General features: G+C 53.1%; 13 protein-coding genes and 2 pseudogenes. 5 read left to right on the top strand and 10 right to left on the bottom strand.

All coding sequences use genetic code 11. The features are described from left to right. Positions 1-111 precede the first annotated feature (111 nt). The gene (locus L248_RS09105) at positions 112-1,170 is read left to right on the top strand and encodes a GntR family transcriptional regulator (protein ID WP_022529901.1); all 1,059 of its coding nucleotides are present in this window, start codon (positions 112-114) and stop codon (positions 1,168-1,170) included. Positions 1,171-1,187: 17 nt separating this feature from the next. After that, complete coding sequence (locus L248_RS09100; RefSeq protein ID WP_022529900.1) at positions 1,188-3,308, top strand: GH92 family glycosyl hydrolase; 2,121 nt, start codon at positions 1,188-1,190, stop codon at positions 3,306-3,308. 136 nt (positions 3,309-3,444) lie between these two features. On the opposite strand, the gene L248_RS09095 is transcribed toward L248_RS09100, so the two are convergent. From L248_RS09095 to L248_RS09080, 4 genes and pseudogenes are all read right to left on the bottom strand, one after another. Then, complete coding sequence (locus L248_RS09095) at positions 3,445-5,082, bottom strand: extracellular solute-binding protein (protein ID WP_040535907.1); 1,638 nt, start codon at positions 5,080-5,082, stop codon at positions 3,445-3,447. 19 nt (positions 5,083-5,101) lie between these two features. Beyond that, on the bottom strand, positions 5,102-6,022 hold the full coding sequence (locus tag L248_RS09090; RefSeq protein WP_425423451.1) for a carbohydrate ABC transporter permease: 921 nt from the start codon (positions 6,020-6,022) through the stop codon (positions 5,102-5,104). Between the two features lie 26 nt (positions 6,023-6,048). Next, a pseudogene (locus tag L248_RS09085) lies at positions 6,049-6,998 on the bottom strand (ABC transporter permease). A 39-nt stretch (positions 6,999-7,037) separates the two neighbouring features. Next, complete coding sequence (locus L248_RS09080) at positions 7,038-8,420, bottom strand: alpha-L-fucosidase (RefSeq protein ID WP_051999962.1); 1,383 nt, start codon at positions 8,418-8,420, stop codon at positions 7,038-7,040. 353 nt (positions 8,421-8,773) lie between these two features. Here L248_RS09080 and L248_RS09075 point away from each other — a divergent pair, with 353 nt between their 5' ends. From L248_RS09075 to L248_RS09065, 3 genes are read left to right on the top strand one after another with little or no spacing between them, the layout of a single operon-like run. Beyond that, positions 8,774-9,433, top strand: coding sequence for a DUF624 domain-containing protein (locus tag L248_RS09075; protein WP_040535906.1), 660 nt, complete (start codon positions 8,774-8,776; stop codon positions 9,431-9,433). Further along, positions 9,420-11,699 carry a helix-turn-helix domain-containing protein gene (locus tag L248_RS09070; protein WP_022529893.1) on the top strand — a complete coding sequence of 760 codons (2,280 nt, stop codon included), beginning with the start codon at positions 9,420-9,422 and terminating at the stop codon, positions 11,697-11,699. Before L248_RS09075 ends, L248_RS09070 begins: the two co-directional genes overlap by 14 nt. A gap of 11 nt (positions 11,700-11,710) precedes the next feature. Then, the gene (locus L248_RS09065) at positions 11,711-12,757 is read left to right on the top strand and encodes a glycoside hydrolase family 18 protein (protein WP_022529892.1); all 1,047 of its coding nucleotides are present in this window, start codon (positions 11,711-11,713) and stop codon (positions 12,755-12,757) included. Here the strand turns inward: L248_RS09065 and L248_RS15890 are convergent. The 6 genes and pseudogenes from L248_RS15890 to L248_RS16080 all read right to left on the bottom strand — a co-directional run. Continuing rightward, positions 12,698-13,015 (bottom strand): nucleotidyl transferase AbiEii/AbiGii toxin family protein, encoded by a 318-nt coding sequence (locus tag L248_RS15890; protein ID WP_245585295.1) that lies wholly within the window; start codon positions 13,013-13,015, stop codon positions 12,698-12,700. The genes L248_RS09065 and L248_RS15890 overlap by 60 nt on opposite strands. A 365-nt stretch (positions 13,016-13,380) precedes the next feature. Further along, a complete protein-coding gene (locus tag L248_RS09060; RefSeq protein WP_155828614.1) occupies positions 13,381-14,718 on the bottom strand; it encodes a dihydrolipoyl dehydrogenase family protein in 1,338 nt (445 codons plus the stop codon). Between the two features lie 138 nt (positions 14,719-14,856). Beyond that, entirely contained in the window at positions 14,857-15,741 is an 885-nt protein-coding gene (locus L248_RS09055) for a hypothetical protein (protein WP_022529890.1), read from the bottom strand. Between the two features lie 149 nt (positions 15,742-15,890). Then, entirely contained in the window at positions 15,891-18,173 is a 2,283-nt protein-coding gene (locus L248_RS09050; RefSeq protein WP_022529889.1) for a glycoside hydrolase family 31 protein, read from the bottom strand. Between the two features lie 156 nt (positions 18,174-18,329). Next, positions 18,330-19,634 (bottom strand): alpha-L-fucosidase, encoded by a 1,305-nt coding sequence (locus L248_RS09045; protein ID WP_022529888.1) that lies wholly within the window; start codon positions 19,632-19,634, stop codon positions 18,330-18,332. 41 nt (positions 19,635-19,675) lie between these two features. After that, a pseudogene (locus tag L248_RS16080) lies at positions 19,676-19,892 on the bottom strand (carbohydrate ABC transporter permease); the annotation flags it as partial.

Below are 19,892 nucleotides of genomic sequence, written 5' to 3'. Positions count from 1 at the left end.
ATATTTACTAACGAGAGTATATCATCTTCTGAAAAATAAATCGCTATCATCTGGCTTTCTGCGTCGATAAGTGGTATCTTCAAGCCATACCAAGCCAAGGGGGAACTGCGTATGGCAGCCAAGTATCAAGAGATATACCAAGTGCTCCGGAAACAAATCCTGTCCGGCCGGCTCACGCCGGACACCCCGCTGCCCAGCGAGAATGCACTGGCCATCAAATACCAAGTGAGCCGGATCACCTCCAAGCGGGCGCTGAACGAGCTCGCCGCTGCGGATCTAATCTACCGGGTCCAAGGGCGGGGCAGCTTCGTCAAGGGCCACCAAAGTACCACCCGCTCCCGCCGCATCCTGCTGGTGATTCCCTTCGCCGACAGCCACGGCATCGGGAACTATGAACAAGGCATCAGCACCGCCCTGGCGGCCACCGATTGGGAACTGTTGAGTATGCCCAACGCCCAGTTCGCCAAACTGCCCATCGCCCGCATTCGGGATGAATACGCCGGCGTCATCTACTATCCCACCACGCTGAATGCCGCCATGCCGGAGCTCATCGCGCTGTTCCTGGCGCGGGTACCCATCGTCCTGCTGGATAAGGAAGTCCCCGGTATCCAGATTCCCAGTGTCACGGCCGACAACGCCCAGGGCGGGCAGCTGGCCGTCCAGCACCTGATAAAGCAGGGCCACCAGCGCATTGCCTTTCTCGCCCGCACCGACTTCTGGCAGACTTACACCGGCTCCGTCAGCGACCGCTTCTTCGGTTACCTCAACGGCTACCGGGATCTGAATCCGAACGGCATCGCCCCCCTGGACTGGGCACAGTTTCTCACCCAACACCCCTTGGCTAGCGAGCGAGCAGCGTTCTTGAAGAAAGAAAAGATCACCGCCATCGTTGCCGAAAACGACTTCGAAGCGCTCAGTCTGATGCGTCAATTACAACAGCTCAACTGGACCCTGCCGGCCGACCTGAGTGTGGTCGGTTTCGACGACCTGCCGGCCGCCGCCGTTCAGCAGCCGGCTCTGACCACCATCCGCCAAGACTTCGCCGCCATCGGTACCCAAGCCGTCAACACGCTGCTGGCACAGATGAACAACCCCCAGCAGCGGCTGCCGGAACACCGGCGGATGCCAGTCCAGCTGATCACCCGCGCGTCTGTCAAATCACTTACCTGAAGGAGACTAAATTCGTTATGTTAACCATTGATACCCGTCAAGGCACTGCCAGCCATCCTGATTTTTCCCACGGCAACACCCTGCCCCTCACCGGCGTGCCCTTCGGCATGCATTACCTCACCGTTCAGACCAACGGCGCCCGGGGCAGTTGGTTCTTCGACCCGGCCAGTCACCAATATGAAGGGATTCGCCTGACCCACCAGCCCAGTCCGTGGATCGGGGACTTCCAGCATTGGACGCTGCGGGGCGTGCCGGCCAACGCAGCCGACCCGCTGTCCCCCAGTGTGTACGACCCGGCCCAGGCAATTTTCTCCCCAGACCTGATCGACCTGACGGACACCCGTTACGGCACTCGCACCCAGGCGACGATGGCGGCCCGCGCCGGGATGATGACCATCACCAGCAGCGGTGACAGCCCCCTGGCACTGCACATCACGGCGCCGCAACGGTGGCAAGTCGTCACCCGCTCCGCTGATGGGCTCATCCTCCAGACCCAGAACCAATCAGAAAGCCGGGACCCCGACTTCACCATGATCACTGCCGTGAGCGTTGACACCGCGATTGATTGGGACAACGCCACGATTCTGACAGAAGCGGGCAGCCAATCTGTCGACGCGGCCGTGACCGCCGGCGGGACGTTGATTCTGCCCCTCACCGCGGCGGCTGCCACTGTTCGGTTCGCTGCCTCGTTCATCGGCGCGGCAGCAGCCCAGCGGTTGCTGGCCGCAATTAACCATGAGTCATTTCCCGCCCTGCACGCAGCGAACGAAGCCGCTTGGACCGAGAAGCTGGCCTTGATTCAAGCCCGGGACAGCCGGCCCGCCCGCGTCCAGACGCTAATGACCAACTGGTACCGCTCGCTCCTCTTCCCGATGCGGTTCTACGAACGTGACGAGCAAGGCGCTCCGATCCACTACAACACCACCGCCCGGAAAGTATTTCCCGGGAAATTATTCACGAATACCGGCTTTTGGGATACATACAAGACGAATTTCCCGCTTTATGCGCTGCTCATGCCTGAGCAGTACGGGGATTTCTTGGAGGGCTTTCTCAACAGCGCCAAAGAGACCGGCTACCTGCCCAAGTGGCTCTCCCCGGACGAGCGAGGCACGATGCCTGGGACGATGGCGGACGCGGTGGTCGCCGATGCCGTGACCAAGGGCATCCGCCCGGACTTGTGGGAAGACCTGCTCGCCGCCATGGTCCACGGGGCGACGACAGAAAGCCCCGACCCGCGGTACGGGCGGGCCAACCTCAAGGATTACCGCGCGCTCGGCTACGTTCCCGCCGACATTCCCGAAAGTGTCAACCAAACGTTGGATTATGCGTACTCGGACGCCTTGATTGGCGTGGTGGCGGACGCCCTCGGCCACACCGCGATGGCCAAGCAATACACCGCCTACGGCAAGAACTACCAGCATCTCTTCGATCCCCAGTTCAACTTGATGCACCCCAAGGACCGGGATGGCCACTTCACGCCGGGCTTTGACCCGCTGACTTGGGGCACCGGCTTCACGGAAGGCGGGGCGTGGCAAAACAGTTTCGCCGTCTATCAGGACATGTCCGGCTTGATCAAGATGGCCGGCGGTCCCCAGGCCTTCCTGCACACACTGCACACCCTGGCCAATACCGATCCTGCCTTCAACGTGGGCACTTACGGCGGTGTCATCCACGAAATGACCGAAATGAACGCCCTGAACTTCGGCCAAATCGCCATGTCCAACCAGCCCAGCTTCCACGTGCCCTATCTCTACGCCCTGGCCGGCGAACCCAGCGCCACCCAGCTGCTGGTCAAGCAGCTCCTGCTGCATGCCTTCCACGCCGGTCCGGACGGTTACCCTGGCGACGAAGACAACGGCTCGATGAGCAGTTGGTATATTTGGTCCGCCCTCGGGCTGTACCCGCTGCGCCCGGGCTTCGGCGATTATGTCCTCGGGATTCCCTTCTTCGACGAAGTGACGCTACAACTTCCAGACCATACGGTGACCCTGACGACCCAGAACAATGCCAATCAGATGCTGTTTGTCCAGAAACGGACAGCGGATGGGCAACCGCTTAGCGGCAATACAATCACTCATAAGCAGTTGACTGCAATGCGGACGTTGGTGACCAAGTTGCAGTTGTTGCCCAGTTTGTAGAGTATCAGGATTATGTAAAACGGCCTCCCAGAATGAAGTGCTCTGGGAGGCCGTTTTTGATCGTTGCTGCTTTGGGGGACGACCAATAGAATCAGCAGCCCAGGTATCAGCGGCTATTCCCTACTAGCCAAACAGATCATTCAGCTTTCTTCCACCGATCGTACGCGGCTTGATAAACCTTTACGTACTGTTTGACGTTCATGCTGTCAAGCGTTTTAAGATACTTGTCCCAATTGGATAGAGGCTCTACCCCTGTAATAAACTTTGCCTCCATTTGTTCAACGTAGGTGGATAAGTCAGTTGCATTGGATGCAATTGAGTCCTGCTCATCCTTTGTCAAGTAAACAAGGGGATAAGGAACGCGGGCATACGGTGTATATTTCTCAGCAGTCTCCTTGTTGACGAAAGCGGTGAACGCATCAACTTTCGGCGAATCCGGAGTTGCCAGGATAGGGCCCATCTTGTCGTCACCGGCATACTTAGGCACAGTCAAACCGTAATCTGGCGAAATCTTTGAACGCTTGTCTTCAGAGTTATCCGGTGTAATACCGTCGTTCAGGACACGGACTTTCTCACCTTTGCTATTCTTGGCATACTTCCAAAAGCCGCCCTCTTTACCAGCGTTCAGGAAGTCTGAGCCTGTGCCCGAATAGAAGTAATCAACCCATCGCAATGATGCTGCTGGATTAGGATTATTCTTGGTGATGGAGAAATCTCCCCGGTTAATTCTAGGCGATCCAGGAATTACTGCCTTGGGGGATACCGAACTAGTCAATGGTTGAAACATGGGATCATTCATGGCCTGCTTCTGTGTTCTGCCAGTTGTGAAGTAAGAGAAGTAGTCACTGAATAGGCCGAGCCGATCGGATTGTCCCTTTGCCTTTTTTTGATCGTCTGATTGAGAGAATGTATCCTTGTCCATCAACCCCTCTGCGAAAAGCTTATGCATAAAGGTCAGGTATGCTTTGTAATTTGATGTCCCAGGATTGTAGACAACCTTGTCGCCATTATTCTGAACGTCATTGCTTAGCATCCCGAAGATGGCCATCAAGAAATACCGACTTGCCGACAGTTTAGTATCACTAAAAGGAATTTCGTCAGCCTTACCGTTCTTGTTAGGATCTTCCGTCTTAAATCGTTTCAACAACGCATAAAGCTCATCCGCAGTTTTAGGCAGCGTTTTTACACCTAAATTCTTCAGCCATTCTCCGTTGTACCACATCGGTCCGATGTACCAAATCGATGTGGGGCCAGAAGAGAGCATCGGTAATGAATAGATATGCCCGTCAGGCGTCGTAATTGACTTACGAATATTCGGATCCTTTTCCATCAGCTTATTGAAGTTCGGCGCGTATTTAGGAATCAGCTTGTCTAGAGGCAGTAACTGACCGTCGCGCCCGTATGCCACTTCGTTAGCTGGTGTCAATGCGGAACCCGCTGCAAAAATGATGTCCGGCAGATCTTGGGAAGCAAACGCCAGGTTTAACTTTGTAGAAAAGTCAGCTTGCGGCGGTGTATTGTACTTCAATTTGATATTAGTCATTTTTTGGTAATCCTTCAGGACTTGCATATTATTCCAGTTGACAGACCCCATGCTAGGTGCCATCAAAGAGAGCGTAATCTGCTTGTCGACAATAGGAAAACCTGACGTGTGGACTGTCACATTCCCTGTACTGGAACCAGATGACTGGTCCGATTTGTTTCCGCAGGCGGTCAACACCAATAGGGAAATGGCCGCGATGCCCGCGATTTGAAACACTTTCGACATCTTCATGATGAGACTCCTTTCCATACTATCCTTTAAGTGAACCCACCAAAACACCTTTGACGAAGTACCTTTGCAGGAAGGGGTATGCCAGAATGACTGGCAAGGTTGATACAATCATGACGCCATACTTGATGACTGCAACGAGTTGCTGTTGGGAAAATGCTGCTTTTGCAGTGCTTGCTGATATTGCACCGCTCGCATTAGCCCCTGTCTGAATGTCCTGAAGTACCAGAATCTGCCGAAGAACCATCTGCAATGGATACAATGCCTTGTTTTGCAAATAGACGAGTGCGTCGAAATAACTGTTCCAATGCCCTACACCATAAAAGAGAGCCATTACGGCAATAATGGGCGCGGACAAAGGCAGAACAATCTTGAAAAACAACTGAAAGTCCGAAGCACCGTCGATTTTGGCTGCTTCTTGCATCTCCCACGGAATAGAAGAATCAAAGAAAGCCCGCGTAACAATAATGTTGTAAATGGACGCCCCGCCGGGAATAATTAGCGCCCAGACCGTATCTACCATCCCCAATGCTCGAATTAATAGATAAGTCGGAATCAATCCACCGCCCACGAACATGGTGACTAGCATGAAGCTGGTGAACCAGCGCCGCCCCGAAAAGTCCCGGCGAGAAATCGCGTAAGCACAGGGTATCGTGAGGACGAGGTTATATGCCGTTCCGACCACCGTGTAAAAGATGGTCATTCCATAGCCCCGCCAGATATCACCGTAATGGAAGATGATATTGTACCCTTGACCAGTGAACCCCACGGGCCACAGCCACATTTTCCCCGAGTTTACAGCGAATGGATCACTGATTGATGCACTAATAATGTAAATCAACGGGTACAGTACAATCACAACGGCCAGAAATACGAAGATGAACAGAAAGCTTTTGAACACTTTATCCGCACGGGTATCTTGGATTAAGTGGTTGCGGTTCAGTTTGTCCATAATCTGCGCGCCTCCTCCTACCACAGACTCGTATCCGAAACGGTTTTGGCAATTTTATTGACAGCAATCAGCAATACGATATTGATGGCGGAGTTGAATAGCCCAACCGCGGCGGCATAGCTATACTGACCGCTAAGCAACCCTTGTTTGTATACAAACGTGGCAATAACATTGGATGACGACAGGTTCAACGGATTTTGCAAGAGCAAAATTTTCTCCGCGCCCATCGAGAACAGACTGCCAACATTCATAATCAGTAAAATCACCATCGTAGGCACAATCGCAGGCAAATTGATATGCCAGATACGTTGCAACCGAGAAGCACCGTCGACAATCGCAGCTTCGTGCAACGCTGGATCCACCCCGGCTAGTGCAGCCAGGTAAATGACAGACCCCCATCCAGTACCCTGCCAAACGCCGGACAAAACGTATACCGTCTTAAACCATTTCGGATCGCTCATGAAAGCGATGGGCTGGATTCCTAATGCTTGGATAGCATGATTAATGATACCGGTTGACGGGTCAAGAAATGCAATGATCATCCCGCCCATAACAACGGTCGAAATGAAGTTGGGGCGTAAGTCACCGTCTGACTGAACTTTTTCCACCACCCAGCCTTCAGTTCATTGAGCGCCAATGCAAGGATAATGGGCAGTGGAAAGCCAACAATCAGGCCATAAACTTGGATTCCTACGGTATTTTTGATCAAATCCCAAAAATAATACGAGGAGAAAAATTGGTTGAAATACTTGAACCCCACCCAAGGCGACCCCCAAATCCCCATGGAGGGAATGTAATCCTTAAACGCAATGAGAATCCCATACATGGGGACATAGGAAAACACGACGAATGAAACAAACGTTGGCAGAATAAACACATACAATTGCCAATTCTTCTTGAACCGTTTCCAGGAGAATTGTTGCTTCCGTTTTTTCTGCATGCGGGCTGTTTCAGGCGTTTCATCCATCGTCGAAATATTGACGGCCATGGTTTAACTCCTTTCTGGTCAGAGAATCTGACCGGCTATCTTTTTGGTCAACGCAATCCCCGGAAAAAGTGACTGACGTAGTGAACCAGGCAGCATCACAACGTTGTCCTTAATCGTATACAAGATCTTGGTGCCCAATCGCCGAGCACTACCAATTTGGTTTGCAATACCCAGCACCTCCAGGTCAATCGCACTAGAACGTTGTTTTAAAGGAAACACATAAACCATGTCACTGCTTTGACTGATTGCCATTCCGAGATGCTGTGCGCGCCGTAATATGGAATCGGACAACGGTCGTGTGCCGAATATCCCCTCACCATTCAGGTCCAACCATCCGCCGAGCTGCTCCAATCGTTTGACGGCTTGTTGGGGTATCCTTCCATCCGGTCGTGGGCCGACCCCCAAGACAATGTTGCCCCCTAGGCTCACTACTTGGAGAATGGAGAGTAAGACTTCTTTGAACGGCTTGTAGTGATCGTGCGGTACATACCCCCAGTTATCGGCCAAAGGAATGTTGCTCTCCCACGGTAATGCAGGTCTCTTCTCCAACTTGGGGATTTGCCGTTCTGGGGTTACGTAGTTTTCGAACCGCCCGCCCATCGTCCGATCCACCGTCAGCATAGTAGGTTGTGACATACGGATCTTGGTAATTACCCGTTCTAAATTGAGCGGTTCTCTATTGTCTCCCACCCAACCGGCATCAAGCCAAAGCATCCCCAACGGCCCGTACTTGGTTGTAATCTCCACTAATTGGTTGTGAACAAAATCCACATATCGCTGCCATCGCTTGGAATCTTCAACAGGATTGAAATCTGCGTTGCGTGTCTTAGGCTTACCATCTGGTCGCCAATAGTCAGAATGATGCCAATCTGCTTTTGAATAGTAGGCACCGACCGCGATACCCACTTCACGCATTGCGTTGGCAAACTGGCCGAAGATATCGGCATTAGCGGCTGCGGCGTACGGAAACCTAGGATTGGTTACTTTAAACTTAGAATACTGAGTGTCAAACATGTTGAACCCATCATGATGCTTCGTTGTCAGAATGGCGTAGCGGATTCCGGCGGTCCGAAAAAGGCGTGCCCATACTTGAGGATCAAATCTAACTGGGTCGAACTTTTCTGCAAGCGACCAGTAATCGCTTTTCAGCTGGTGCATATTTGGACGAAATGGTGTCTTTCCGCGAGCCCATCGATCCGCATCAGATAGTTGCCAGGACTCCACAATGCCTGCCTGCGCATAAAGCCCCCAGTGAAGCAACAGTCCAATTTTTTGATCTTGAAACCACGCCCACTGCTTAACCAACATGTCATATTCTGGATACGCCTTGAAGTCAGACATCTGCCAACTAGCGTCTTTTGTCAGTTCCATATCCTGACGATCGGTTTTTGTGTCGACCATTGCCGATTCCTCTTTTCTGACTGTCTCCACCGTACCTCGAACTGTAAGCGCCAACAATATGCCAATCATGCTGTAGTCTATGCCTGTGATGCTGTTTGCGAGGAGAATCCTTTTATCGTGGACAAAAACGCACCGTGTACATCCGGTTGGAAGCATTCTTTTTTTGCTGTTTTGAAAACACTTTGTGAATGGATTTTGGCAAATCCCAGACGTACCATAACTATGCCAAATTTGTCTTGGCTATGCCGTCGTTAGCTTGTGTCCTGTAAGCGTTGTCACACGAGGAGTTCGCTGATATACTCGCGATGATGGGTGACACAGGTCGATGGCACTGTCTGAAGGAGGACACTATCATGGAGGCACCGCACGGCATTATCAAAGCAACATTTTCTCTGGGTTCAATTCTGTTGGTCGGTACCAAGTTGCAGTTACTATTCATTGTCTATATGCTCAGAGGCGGTGTCATATTGGGGATACTGCCTGCACTTGCGTCGACCACGAAACTCATACTGCGACGCTTACAAGATAAGAACCGAAATGACGGCATTTCACCTCCTGATACGTTTTCCCAATTGCACCGTGAGTTCAAAACATTCTACTGGGATTCGTTCTGGGAAATCAACGGCATTGGCTGGATTGGATTAGCTTTGATTGGCCTTTTGCTGCTCGATTTGTCTGTCAATCGCACCTTCATTCACAGCCTGGTTGTCCAGTACATTTTGGTAGTGCTGTTGATTCTGGCACTCTCGTATTTAATGTACCTCTTCACAATTTACGCCCGCTATCAGCTTCGCTTTTGGCAATATTTTCGCCAGGCTTTCATCATTTCGGTTGCTCGTTTTTCAAACACTCTCGCGACAATCCTGGCCACTTTTTTGGTTGGCGTCCTCATCACGTCTATTCCCGTACTGGCTTTTCTCGTGTTGGTGCCCCTGTATTTAACCCCTATCGTGTGGTTCACTTACCAGTCTTGCATACACATTGAGGCGGTGATCCACAATGGCGTTGTTTAACAAGCATCTGGCCAAGATTGTTTCTTGGCGACCGCGGCGCCTCAAAACGATGTACTTCCTGTCTTTTGTGGCCATTTTTTTAGTACCCGTAACCATACTCATTGGGAATTCCATGCGGACAGAAATTAATCGTCAGCGTAATGAATTGCATTACTCCCAACAACAGGCACTTCAAGAAGCGACAACAAACTTGGATACTGTCATCACACATTTATTGGTTGTTGCTAACCAGATGGCCCTCGATGCCGAACTAACCCAACCGAATGATTCGGTGACCAAAAGCGTCGATATTATCAATACAGTGAAGCGATACGATTTAAGTAGTGCCTATATCGAACGAAGCTTTGTATACCTGAACAGTGAACCGGACACATTGTATGGTGCCGACGGCACTTATGATTTAACACCATCATTGTACAAATATAGTATTCTTCCACCTTCAACCCGCTCCGGCAACAAATTGTGGGCTGATTTGCTGTCCAGTCAATTTCCTAAACTCCTATTCCTTCCCGAACAGGCGGGAGATGGCATTCAGATTACACTGGCTGCACCAATATCAAAGACCAGGGGAGATGATCACTATGGCGTGGCTTTTTTCCAGCTGAACGGCATTACGGTCAAGCAAATACTCCAAGATGTGGTCACATCAAATTCACAGGTATTAGGCATGGTGGGGCCAAACGGTCATTTAATTCTGTCCCAATCCAAGCTCGCAGGTGTTGATCTCAATTCGATGCCTCAACAGTGGGAGAAATTAATGGGAGCCGCACAACAGAAAAACGTTACAATCCGGCGGACGAACGGTGGTGGTAACCTATTTCAAGTTGTTTCCTATACCTCAACACCTGATTCCTGGTCATGGTTATGGCGAGCACTAATTGAATACGCCGGTATTATTGGTGTTCTGGTAATTGTCGGTGGACTGCTCGTATGGCGTTTTGGTCGTTGGCAATACAGCGTGGTTTATCGGATGGAACAACTCGTCCCAGGGTGGAAAAATACGTCGCACCCACACCAGCCTGAACTCGAGCGTTTCCAAAACGCTTTAGAATCGTATGTTGCAGCCCACCAAGAAACCTTACTGGAGGCCAAATATAGCCTGCCTTACGTGCGGAACCAAGTATTACAACTCGTTATTAATGGTCGAGTGACTGATGAAGACCAAGTGGAGAGACTATTGAATCTGGCAAAAATCGAGTTACCCTTTACTCAGTTCGCTGTCGCTATCATGACCGACTCAGGAATTGTGAACTGCGAATCAATGCCAGAACCATTTAGCGGGAAAGGATTTGTCTCTGTGACCATTCATCAGAGCAGCCAGTCACAGGTCATTATTCTTGTGAATTACAGTGCAGCCACAGACTTGAACCGAGCCCTCAGGGCAGTTCGTAAACAGCTCCTCGCCCCCTTGCCAGAAGCACCACTATTTGTTGGCCAACCGGTAAATTCTCTAACTGCGTTACAAGCAGCGTATATTGGTGCGGTATCCGCACAGATGGCCAGTCATCCACAAAATAATCAGGTGATTAACCATTTCCAACTCAATTCTGAAACCAATACCGGTGACGACCGATTCGATTCGGCAAACGAATTGAAGTTGGAAAACAGCCTGGCCACCGGCCAGTTCAACGCTGCCCGGGACGCATTTGAGAATCTATTCAATCTGGCCAGCCAAAGCTATGATCCAAGTGTCCGTTTCGATCTATCGATGTCGAACCTGATTAATCAGGTACTTACGGCTGACTATCATCGTCACGGGCAGGTCAATGAAGAACTAGTTCAACAAATGTTGTCCATGGAATCCCTTAGTCAGCTACGTGTCCTTCTATTGAGTGTTATCCAGGATGTCACAGGGCCCAACAGCAAGGATGAAAAGTGGAATCATACTGACATTGCTACAGAAATTGAGAACTATATTGTCGCAAACGCCGCTTCACCAACGCTCTCCCTTGTGGACGTTGCTGATCATTTTCATTTCTCAGTGCCCTACACAAGTCGTTATGTAAAGGAAATTACCGGAAAAACGTTTACCGCATTTGTCCAAGACATCCGTTTTGACCGCATTCGTCTTGCGTTGCAAACGACCGACCTGACAATCAAACAAATTGTGGAAACGAACGGCTATTATGACGTCGCTAGTTTCACCCGGAAGTTCAAGAAAATCATGGGCATGACCCCTGGACAATATCGTCAACTGAGTCAGCCTGAAATCGTCCACCTCGACAATTCTCAACCCCTTGAAAACTCGTCGTCACAACTCCATTAAGGAGGATTCCCATGGCTGAGCTTATTGCATACCTTGATGACAACACAAATTGGAAAACATCCGATCTGCCAGTCAATCAGTTAACCTGTATTAACTACGCGTTCGCAAAATTTAACGGTTTTCAGCTGGTTCCGCATCTTAAGAAAATCAATTTCATTAACATGCTCAAGGAAAAGCATCCTACCTTACGAACAATTATCAGTGTTGGCGGTTGGGGAACTGAAGGTTTCTCAGATGCGGTGGCAACCAAAGAATCTAGGCACACCGTGATTGCCAACCTTGTGTCCTACATGAAACGGTATAACTTCGATGGTATTGATATTGATTGGGAATATCCAGGAGACAGTAGCGCCGGTATTAAGTCGCGCAGCACAGACTCGGTCAACCTACTACATTTTCTTCGCGAGTTGCGAACGGTCCTCAACGGGTTAGTTAACTCAGACCATCCACGCTATTGGTTAACGGCCGCCGCTGGTGCTTCCGACCGCTTGCTAAATCTGATGAGTCCTTCATCTGATTATACGTACATGGCGTACCTCGATTATCTCAACGTGATGACCTACGATATGCGGGGAAGTGGGACGAAAATTGCCGGCCACCACACTAATCTGTTGCCATACAACGCTCCCAACGGCCAGCTAAGTGCTAACAGCGCTGTACAAACGCTGACCACTCACAAAATACCAACAGAGAAGATTGTGATCGGCTCTGCTTTCTACAGTCGTGACTGGTTTGGGTTTGATGAAAACATTCAAAAGCCAATCGGTAAAGAGGCGGCAACATTCGGCGACCATACAACTGCCTATGGCAAACTTCGAGAGCTGATTTCTGCATATCCTCAGAACGTTTTTTGGGACGATGAAGCCCAGGCACCCTTTTACTTTGATGGCCATCGTTTCTCGTCATACGACGACCCACACTCGATGGTGAAAAAAGCGGAATACGTGTTAGACCGTCACCTGCGCGGTCTCATGTTTTGGGAGTACTCGCTCGATCGTTCAAACACACTCATCAATGCGGCTGCAAATGTACTTTTCAAGCAGCCAAAAAGCCGATGAAATTACTAATCCCAGGGTCGGTGTAAACTTGCTTGCGTCCCTGGGATTTTTGGTTGACAGATGAGCAACATCGTCTGTTTTTGAAATACTGAAAAAGTGGCCCCCCGTGTCATTGAATTGCCCTACCAATGTTGTATCCATATCCATGGTTGCACGTGTGTTAGCGCCCAGCATGGAGGCAATCAGAAAGCCGCCTTTAAGGACTAGATTACTCCGATATAATGATAACGAGATGCGTTCCAGCAAATCGTCCCACACAATCTCCTTGCGCTAATCTGCAGAAACCCTGGTTACTTGGAACAGTAAGCCAATTAATGTCCGTAAAGGGTGGGTTGCATTCGACTCATTTGTCATCGCACTGATTGACCTGGTGGTAACGATCATTGTCACCATGAACGCAAAAAAATAACCGTCTCTAGCCCACAAGCCTAGGCGGTTATTTTACGTCGATTTAGGGCCACTGTGGAGCAGCTCTGTACTTCAAGAAACGTCGCCTTGGAAAAGCGGCGTTCTTTTCTTGCCCTCAGTATAACAACTTTCGCCTTTCTTGTCCCTCACGCATCGGACATGGGGACAGTCGTAGATCTCACTTCCCGGGAGCCGCCGGCGTCCCTTTTCTCTCCCTACCGAATCTTATGCCACGCCGCCGCGCTCTCCGACGGGAAGATATGGGCCAGCTGCCACATCTGGTCCTGATCGTAATGGAATACGACCGCCGGCAGGAGGGTGTTGATGGCGTCCTCGGCTTGGGCGCTGACTTCGGTGGCGCCAACCAGATGGTGGGTCTGGTCGAAGATGAGGATGCTGTCGCCCATCGTCTCCTGGTCGGTTTGATGGTACCAGTCGTCAGGAATGTGGTTGCGCACGATGGTGTACTGGTCCGGCGCAGCTTTCGCTTCTTCTGGTGTGATGCCGACCTTGGCAATCCGCGGTGAAGTGTAGACCGTGGACGGAATCGCCGGGTATTGAATGGCATCACTGGTCTGGCCGCTAAAGAGTTTGAACAGATAGAATGATTCGAACGTCGCCGTGGGCGTCAGCTTGCCCTGGGGCTTGTCCAGCACGTCGCCGGAAGCGTAGATGTTGGGCACGTTGGTCCGCAGGTGGTCGTCCACCGGAATGCCCCGGGAGTTGAAGTCGACGCCCGCCGCCTCCAGGCCGATGTTGTCAGCGTTGGGAATCCGGCCGGTGGCGTCCAGGACCCAATCGGCGATGGCCGTCTTGCCATCACCATAATGGACCGCGACACCGGCCGCTTCCTGAGTTAAGGCAGAAACGTTGGCGCTGGGCACAAACGTAATCCCCCGCTTGGTCATATCCGCCGTCACCAGCTTCACGAACGGCTGGTGGAAGCCGCGCAGGGCCTCGTCGTGGTGCATGAACACTGTCACTTCAGCACCCGCCGCATTGGCAATGGTCGCGAACTCCATGCTGATGTAGCCAGAGCCAATGATCGCCAGGCGCTGGGGCAGCGTCGTCAAGTCCATGAACGCCCGGCTGTCGTGGGCCAATTCATCGCCGGGAATCGCCAAGCGGTGCGGCCGCCGGCCCGTGGCGATGACGATTTTCTCCGCTGTATAGGGCTTGCCGTCCACCTCGATCGTGTGGGCGTCAGTCAACCGACCGTGCCCTTGGATGATATCCGCGCCAGCTTTCTTCAACCCACCGCCAATCATCGCCGGCAGCGGTGCAATGACGTCGTTCTTGTGGGCCACGAGAGCGCCCCAGTCGATCATCACTTGCCCGGCCGTCACGCCGCGCATCCGCTCGGCCAGCCGCTGGAGCACGACCGGCGCGTCCAGCGTAATCTTCGCGTTGCAGCCGTAGTTGGGACAGGTGCCGCCGATCATATCGCTCTCGATGATACCGACCTTCTGCCCGCTCGCCGCCAGCGGCCCGGCGCCGTCGAAGCTGCCGTGCCCAGAACCGAGGTACAAGACATCGTAATCGTACATACGCAGTTCCTCCTTGCGTTGACTAATCCATTGTCTACAACCAATTGGTGCTATCTTTAGGATAGCAGAAAGGCGTGGCCGACCCGCAGTCATCTGCTCAAAAAGGCAAAAAAAGAAGCCAGCTCAGCCGACTTCTTCTGAATGCTAGTCCTTAGCTTGCTGGCTCTTAGCGCCCTGGGCGACCGGCGCAATTCGCACCGCATCCCCGTACATCACCATGTCATAATCCCCCTCAACGATATTCGACATCAGCCGGATGTTGAAGACCCCGTCGTAGGTGCCTTTCTCAATGTCGCCGCGGAACACGTTAAGGCACTTCTGCCAAGCGGTGAGGTAGCCGGCGTTGGATTGGAAGTAGTTCTTCATGCCGAAGGGCTGGGTGGCGGAGGCAATTACCGGGCCGACGAAGACGAAGCCGTCGGGAATGGGGCTGGAGCTGATCATTGTGTCGGTGTATTGGTAAGAAAACGGGGCGGGGTGCTGTTGGCGGGCGGCCGTCAAGCGGGCCATCCGGGAGTCGGTTGTTCCAGCCGCCTGGTCAGCAGTATCCGCCGCCGGCTGCAGCAGCTTCTCCTGTTCCGCCTGGGCATGAACAAGATACGCCCGCAAACGGTTGACCGTGAGGCCAGGATTGTCGTCATCGGGAACGAAGGTGAATTGGCCCTTGACGTTGCTGAGAGAAAAGACGCAGGTACCATCTGCGGCGGTTGCTTCGGCCAAGTTGCTCACCGGGAAAACCGACACCATCTTGTCCAACGGCGTCAGCTCGGCTAGATCGACGTTAGCGACAGTAAAGAGGCAATAGGCATTGTTCATCACCAGCAAGCGGGGCTTGTGGGTGGACAATGGTGTCCGCTTGCCCCAGAACGCAGCGGTCCACGTGACGCCATCGGGATAATGTTGATCCAGAAACTTGCGCAGGGCGGGATAGATGCCCTGTGCTTCAAATGTACTGACGAACCGGCCCACGGCTTGGCGGCTGGGTTCGTCACTGCGGTTGCTGTAGTAATCTGACGCGTACGTTGGCACGAATTGCCCTCTCCTTATTTTCTGATTGCTGCTCCGGTTACTCGGACTGGGGGTATGGTCATATTGTCCCACAAAATAATTGCTGACAGGGGGTATTATCACCGCAAAAAAGCCAGACCCCCAAGGCAGCCTGGCCAAAAACCAACCCGTTACACATTCACCAACAGCACTTCCATCAGCGCTGCACTCAACTCTGCCGGGGCCAAACTCGCCACCGACACCGCCGCCTTCACCGCCGGTTGCTGGCGAATAATGTCCCACAACTGGCGCTTCAGTTCAAAGTCAACATGAGCCTGCTGCAGAATACGCCATGCTCGCGGCTGTACCTGGGTCTCCCGAGCCACCGGTCGAACGTGGGTGAACGTCGCCTGGCCGCTCGTGTTCCCTGGCAGCGACAGTGCCGGCTGTTCAGCATCCGCGTTGACAAGGCTGGCCTGTATCGTCCGGTCCGCCGGAATAATCCCGGCCGGATCGGTGACGGTCAGCGTCAACTGGTGCGCGTCGATATTCCAGGAAAACACCGTTGTCGCATCGCCTTTCTCCGTGTGCTCTCGCAACGTGTAGTGGTGCGCCGGGCCTTGGAACAGGTCCACTGTCAGATGCGTCGGCAGAGAATCGATGGGGGCCATATAATCAACGTCGCGGACAATGATGCCGCCCTCCCGGACCAGCACTGGATAATGGTCGGCATCGCGGTGCAGTGTCATGACCCCGGGACCGGTGTAAGTCTGGTGAGTGAGCAAATCTGTCCACGTCCCTTCAGGAATATAACCGGTCACCGCCGCTAATCCAGTCATCGGGTCAGCCGGCGTGGTGATGGGCAGCACCAGCATCTCCGGGTCGAAGTAGAATTCATTTCTGAACTGATACGCCTGGGGCTCGTCGGGATGCTGATAGTAGAGCGGCTCAACCAGCGGCGTGCCGGAGTCGTGGGTGGCAATGTTGGCACTTTCCAGGTAGGGCACGAGTTCCCGGCGCAGGCGCAGATAGCGGGTCATGATGTGGGCAGAATGCTCGTCGTAATTCCACGGTTCCTTACCCTGGAAGGGATTGTCCGTACTGTGCAGCCGCAGGATCGGACTGAAGACGCCCAGTTGCAGCCAGCGGGTGGCCAGCTCGGGGTCGAAGCGGCCGCGCATGTGCCCACCGATGTCGTGGCTCCACCAGGTATAGCCAATATTGCTGGCGGTGGCGGTGAAGTACGGCTGGAAGGCCAGCGACGCCCAACTGGCTACCGTATCGCCGGAGAAGCCGATGGGATAACGATGGCTGCCAGGACCGGCGTAGCGAGAAAGGATCAAGGCATGATCCCCCTTGCGCTGAGATTGGTCGGCGTAGTGGGCCACATTCAGTACCCACAGCGGATCGACTTCTGCCGCCGAGCGGGCCTCACCCTGCTGCCAATCGATCCACCAGAAGTCCACGCCCTCCTTCTCCAGAGGATGCAGTACCAAATCGAAATACGCCCGGACAAACCGCGGGTCGTTCATATTAAAGTTCACCGGCTGCTTAGTCGCCGGATCGATCCCCATGGCTTTGGCCACGGCCGGATATGATTCTTCGTTCGCCCGCCCCCCCGCCGCTGGATGCAGGTTCAAGGTCACATGCTTATCCTGGTCGTGGAGTGCCCGCAAGAGTGCCGCCGGATCCGCAAAATACTTTTTGTTCCACGTGAAACCCGTCCAGCCGCTGCCCATTTCTGCCGGCAAGTCGGTCGTGTGCCAATTCATATCCAGCACCGCCACGGCGATGGGAATCTTGGTGTCCGCAAAACGCTGCATCAGCGCCAAGTACTCCTTCTGAGTATAGGGATAATACCGGCTCCACCAGTTTCCCAGGGCAAAGCGCGGCAGCCGCGGCGGCTGGCCCGTCAGCTTGAAGAAATCCCGTAATGCGCCCTGGTAGTCATGCCCATAAGCGAAGAGATACACGTCGTTCCCAGCGTGGGGCCGCTGATGCCAAGCCCCGCTCTCCGCATCGATAACCATGCTGGCCGAATCATCCAACACCGCCAGGCCATTGCGGGACATGATCCCCTGCCCCAGGGGAATCGCGCCGTCAGCGTTGTCCAGCGTCCGGGCCGTACCGCCCAGGTTACCCTCATCGGGATCACCATAATGCCAACGGCTGTAATGGGTCTGGTAGTTGTACTTGGTGTCGACGAACAGCGTCGACCCGTTGAATACACCGCCCCGGTAGTACAGGTGCAGCGCAGGTGTTTCAATTTGCACCGTGTAACCCTGGGTATCTTGAGAAATTGCGGTATGGATTTCCGCCGCCGGGGTAAACGCCCGGTTTTGAATCGTCTGGGTCGGCGTATCGGTAAACTGGCCATCCGCTTGGTATTCCGCGCGGATCAGGTGGTCGGTGATGACTGTGAAACGATAAGTGCTGCCGGTAACAACTGTGCATGTCTTCTTCATGTGTTCCATCACGCTCCAATAACTCCCATTATCCAGGACTGAGCACAAATGTAAACCGTTTTCTGAACCAAAAAAGCACCGCCAGCAGCGGGGGAGCTGCCGACAGTGCGCGAGGGAAGATGTGCATCACAGATGGTTGTCTACCCGTTCAACGATCCAATGACCTTAAGCGGACGCATCAGCCTTCAGATCGATGCGGACGACGGTATCGATATCGTCCGGTAACGGATAGCCATCCGTTACGTCTTGGTGCAAGAAAATGTACATGTACTCACTGAATGCGGCCAGCGACCAGAAAGTGGTCGGCTTGACCTCTGTGCCGTCCCGCAGCAGCGTCATCCGCTCGACCTTGCCGTTCAATCCGGCAATGGGGAAGGCACTGATCGATTCATCCTGAATATGGGCATAAATCGTGTTGCCGCGGCGCGTGTAACGGCCCCACTCTGGCTTCTCCAACCCTGCCGTACTGCAGCCATACACACTTTCGCCGTTGACCTGCATCCACTGGCCGATACCTTCCAGCAGCTGCTTGGTCGGCTCGCTGAACGTCCCCAAGGGCGTCGGGCCAACGTTCAATATCAGATTGCCGCCCTTGCTGACACATTCGGTCAACGCCCGGACGATCAGCTTCGGCGACTTGAAGTGGTCATCTGCCGCATTGTAGCCCCAGTGCTTGTTCATGGTGATACACGCTTCCCAAGGCACTGGTGCGCCAACGGCATTCGTAATTGGCCGCGGCGGAATCATCTGCTCGGGCGAAGCAAAGTCCCCAGCGTAGGGCGACGGGTGCTCATCCAAGATCGTGCCATAGTTCGACCCGCTCCCTTCCATCCGGTTATCGATCAGCATATCCGGCTGGTACTGATGGATCATCGCCATGATCTTCTCCGGCTGCCAGACACTGCCGGCCATCTTAGGATACGAGAAGTCGAACCACATAATGTCCAGCTTCCCGTAATTCGTCAACAGCTCCTTGATCTGCCCGTGCATGTAATCCAGATAGTTCTGGAAGTTGCGGGGCACGTCCTTGGCGGCCTCATTGTTCCGCTGCGGATGGAAGGCATCCCCGAAGTGGGGATAATCCGGATGGTGCCAGTCCAGCAGCGAGTAGTACAAGCCCACCTTAATGCCTGCTTTGCGGAAGGCGGTGAGAAATTCCCGGACCAAGTCCCGCCCTGCCGGCGAATTTGTGGACTTGTAATCCGTTAACTGGCTGTCGAACAGACAGAACCCATCGTGGTGTTTGGCAGTCAAGATAGCGTACTTCATCCCCGCTTTCTTGGCCTCGGCCGCCCAGGCGTCCGGGTCAAACTGGGATGCCGTGAACTTATCCACCAACTGGTCGTAACTCTCGTCGCTCATCTGGTTGATGCTCTTGATCCACTCATCCACCCCAATCAGGGAATACAGCCCCCAGTGGATGAACATCCCGAAGCGGGCATCTTGGTACCATTGCGTTTTTTCGGACAACGGTGATCAGCTTCCTTTCTCCAATCTAACTATCTGCGGTCTTATCCCTTCAGCGCCCCGCCAGCGATACCATTCTCGATCTGCTCCTGGAATACGAGGTAGATGCCAAACGGTACCAGCATGGTGATGGCGATGGCGGCCATCAACGGGCCATATTCGGAGCCATGTTCTCCGTTGAAGTTCAGCAGCCCGAGGGCGACTGTCTTCATATTGTCATCGTTGATCATCAGCAACGGGAACAGCACGTCGTTCCAAATC

The sequence above is a fragment of the Schleiferilactobacillus shenzhenensis LY-73 genome (assembly GCF_000469325.1).
Lineage (GTDB): Bacteria > Bacillota > Bacilli > Lactobacillales > Lactobacillaceae > Schleiferilactobacillus > Schleiferilactobacillus shenzhenensis.
The sequence above is the reverse complement of the archived record's forward strand: the minus strand, read 5'-3'. Positions and strand labels throughout refer to the sequence as shown.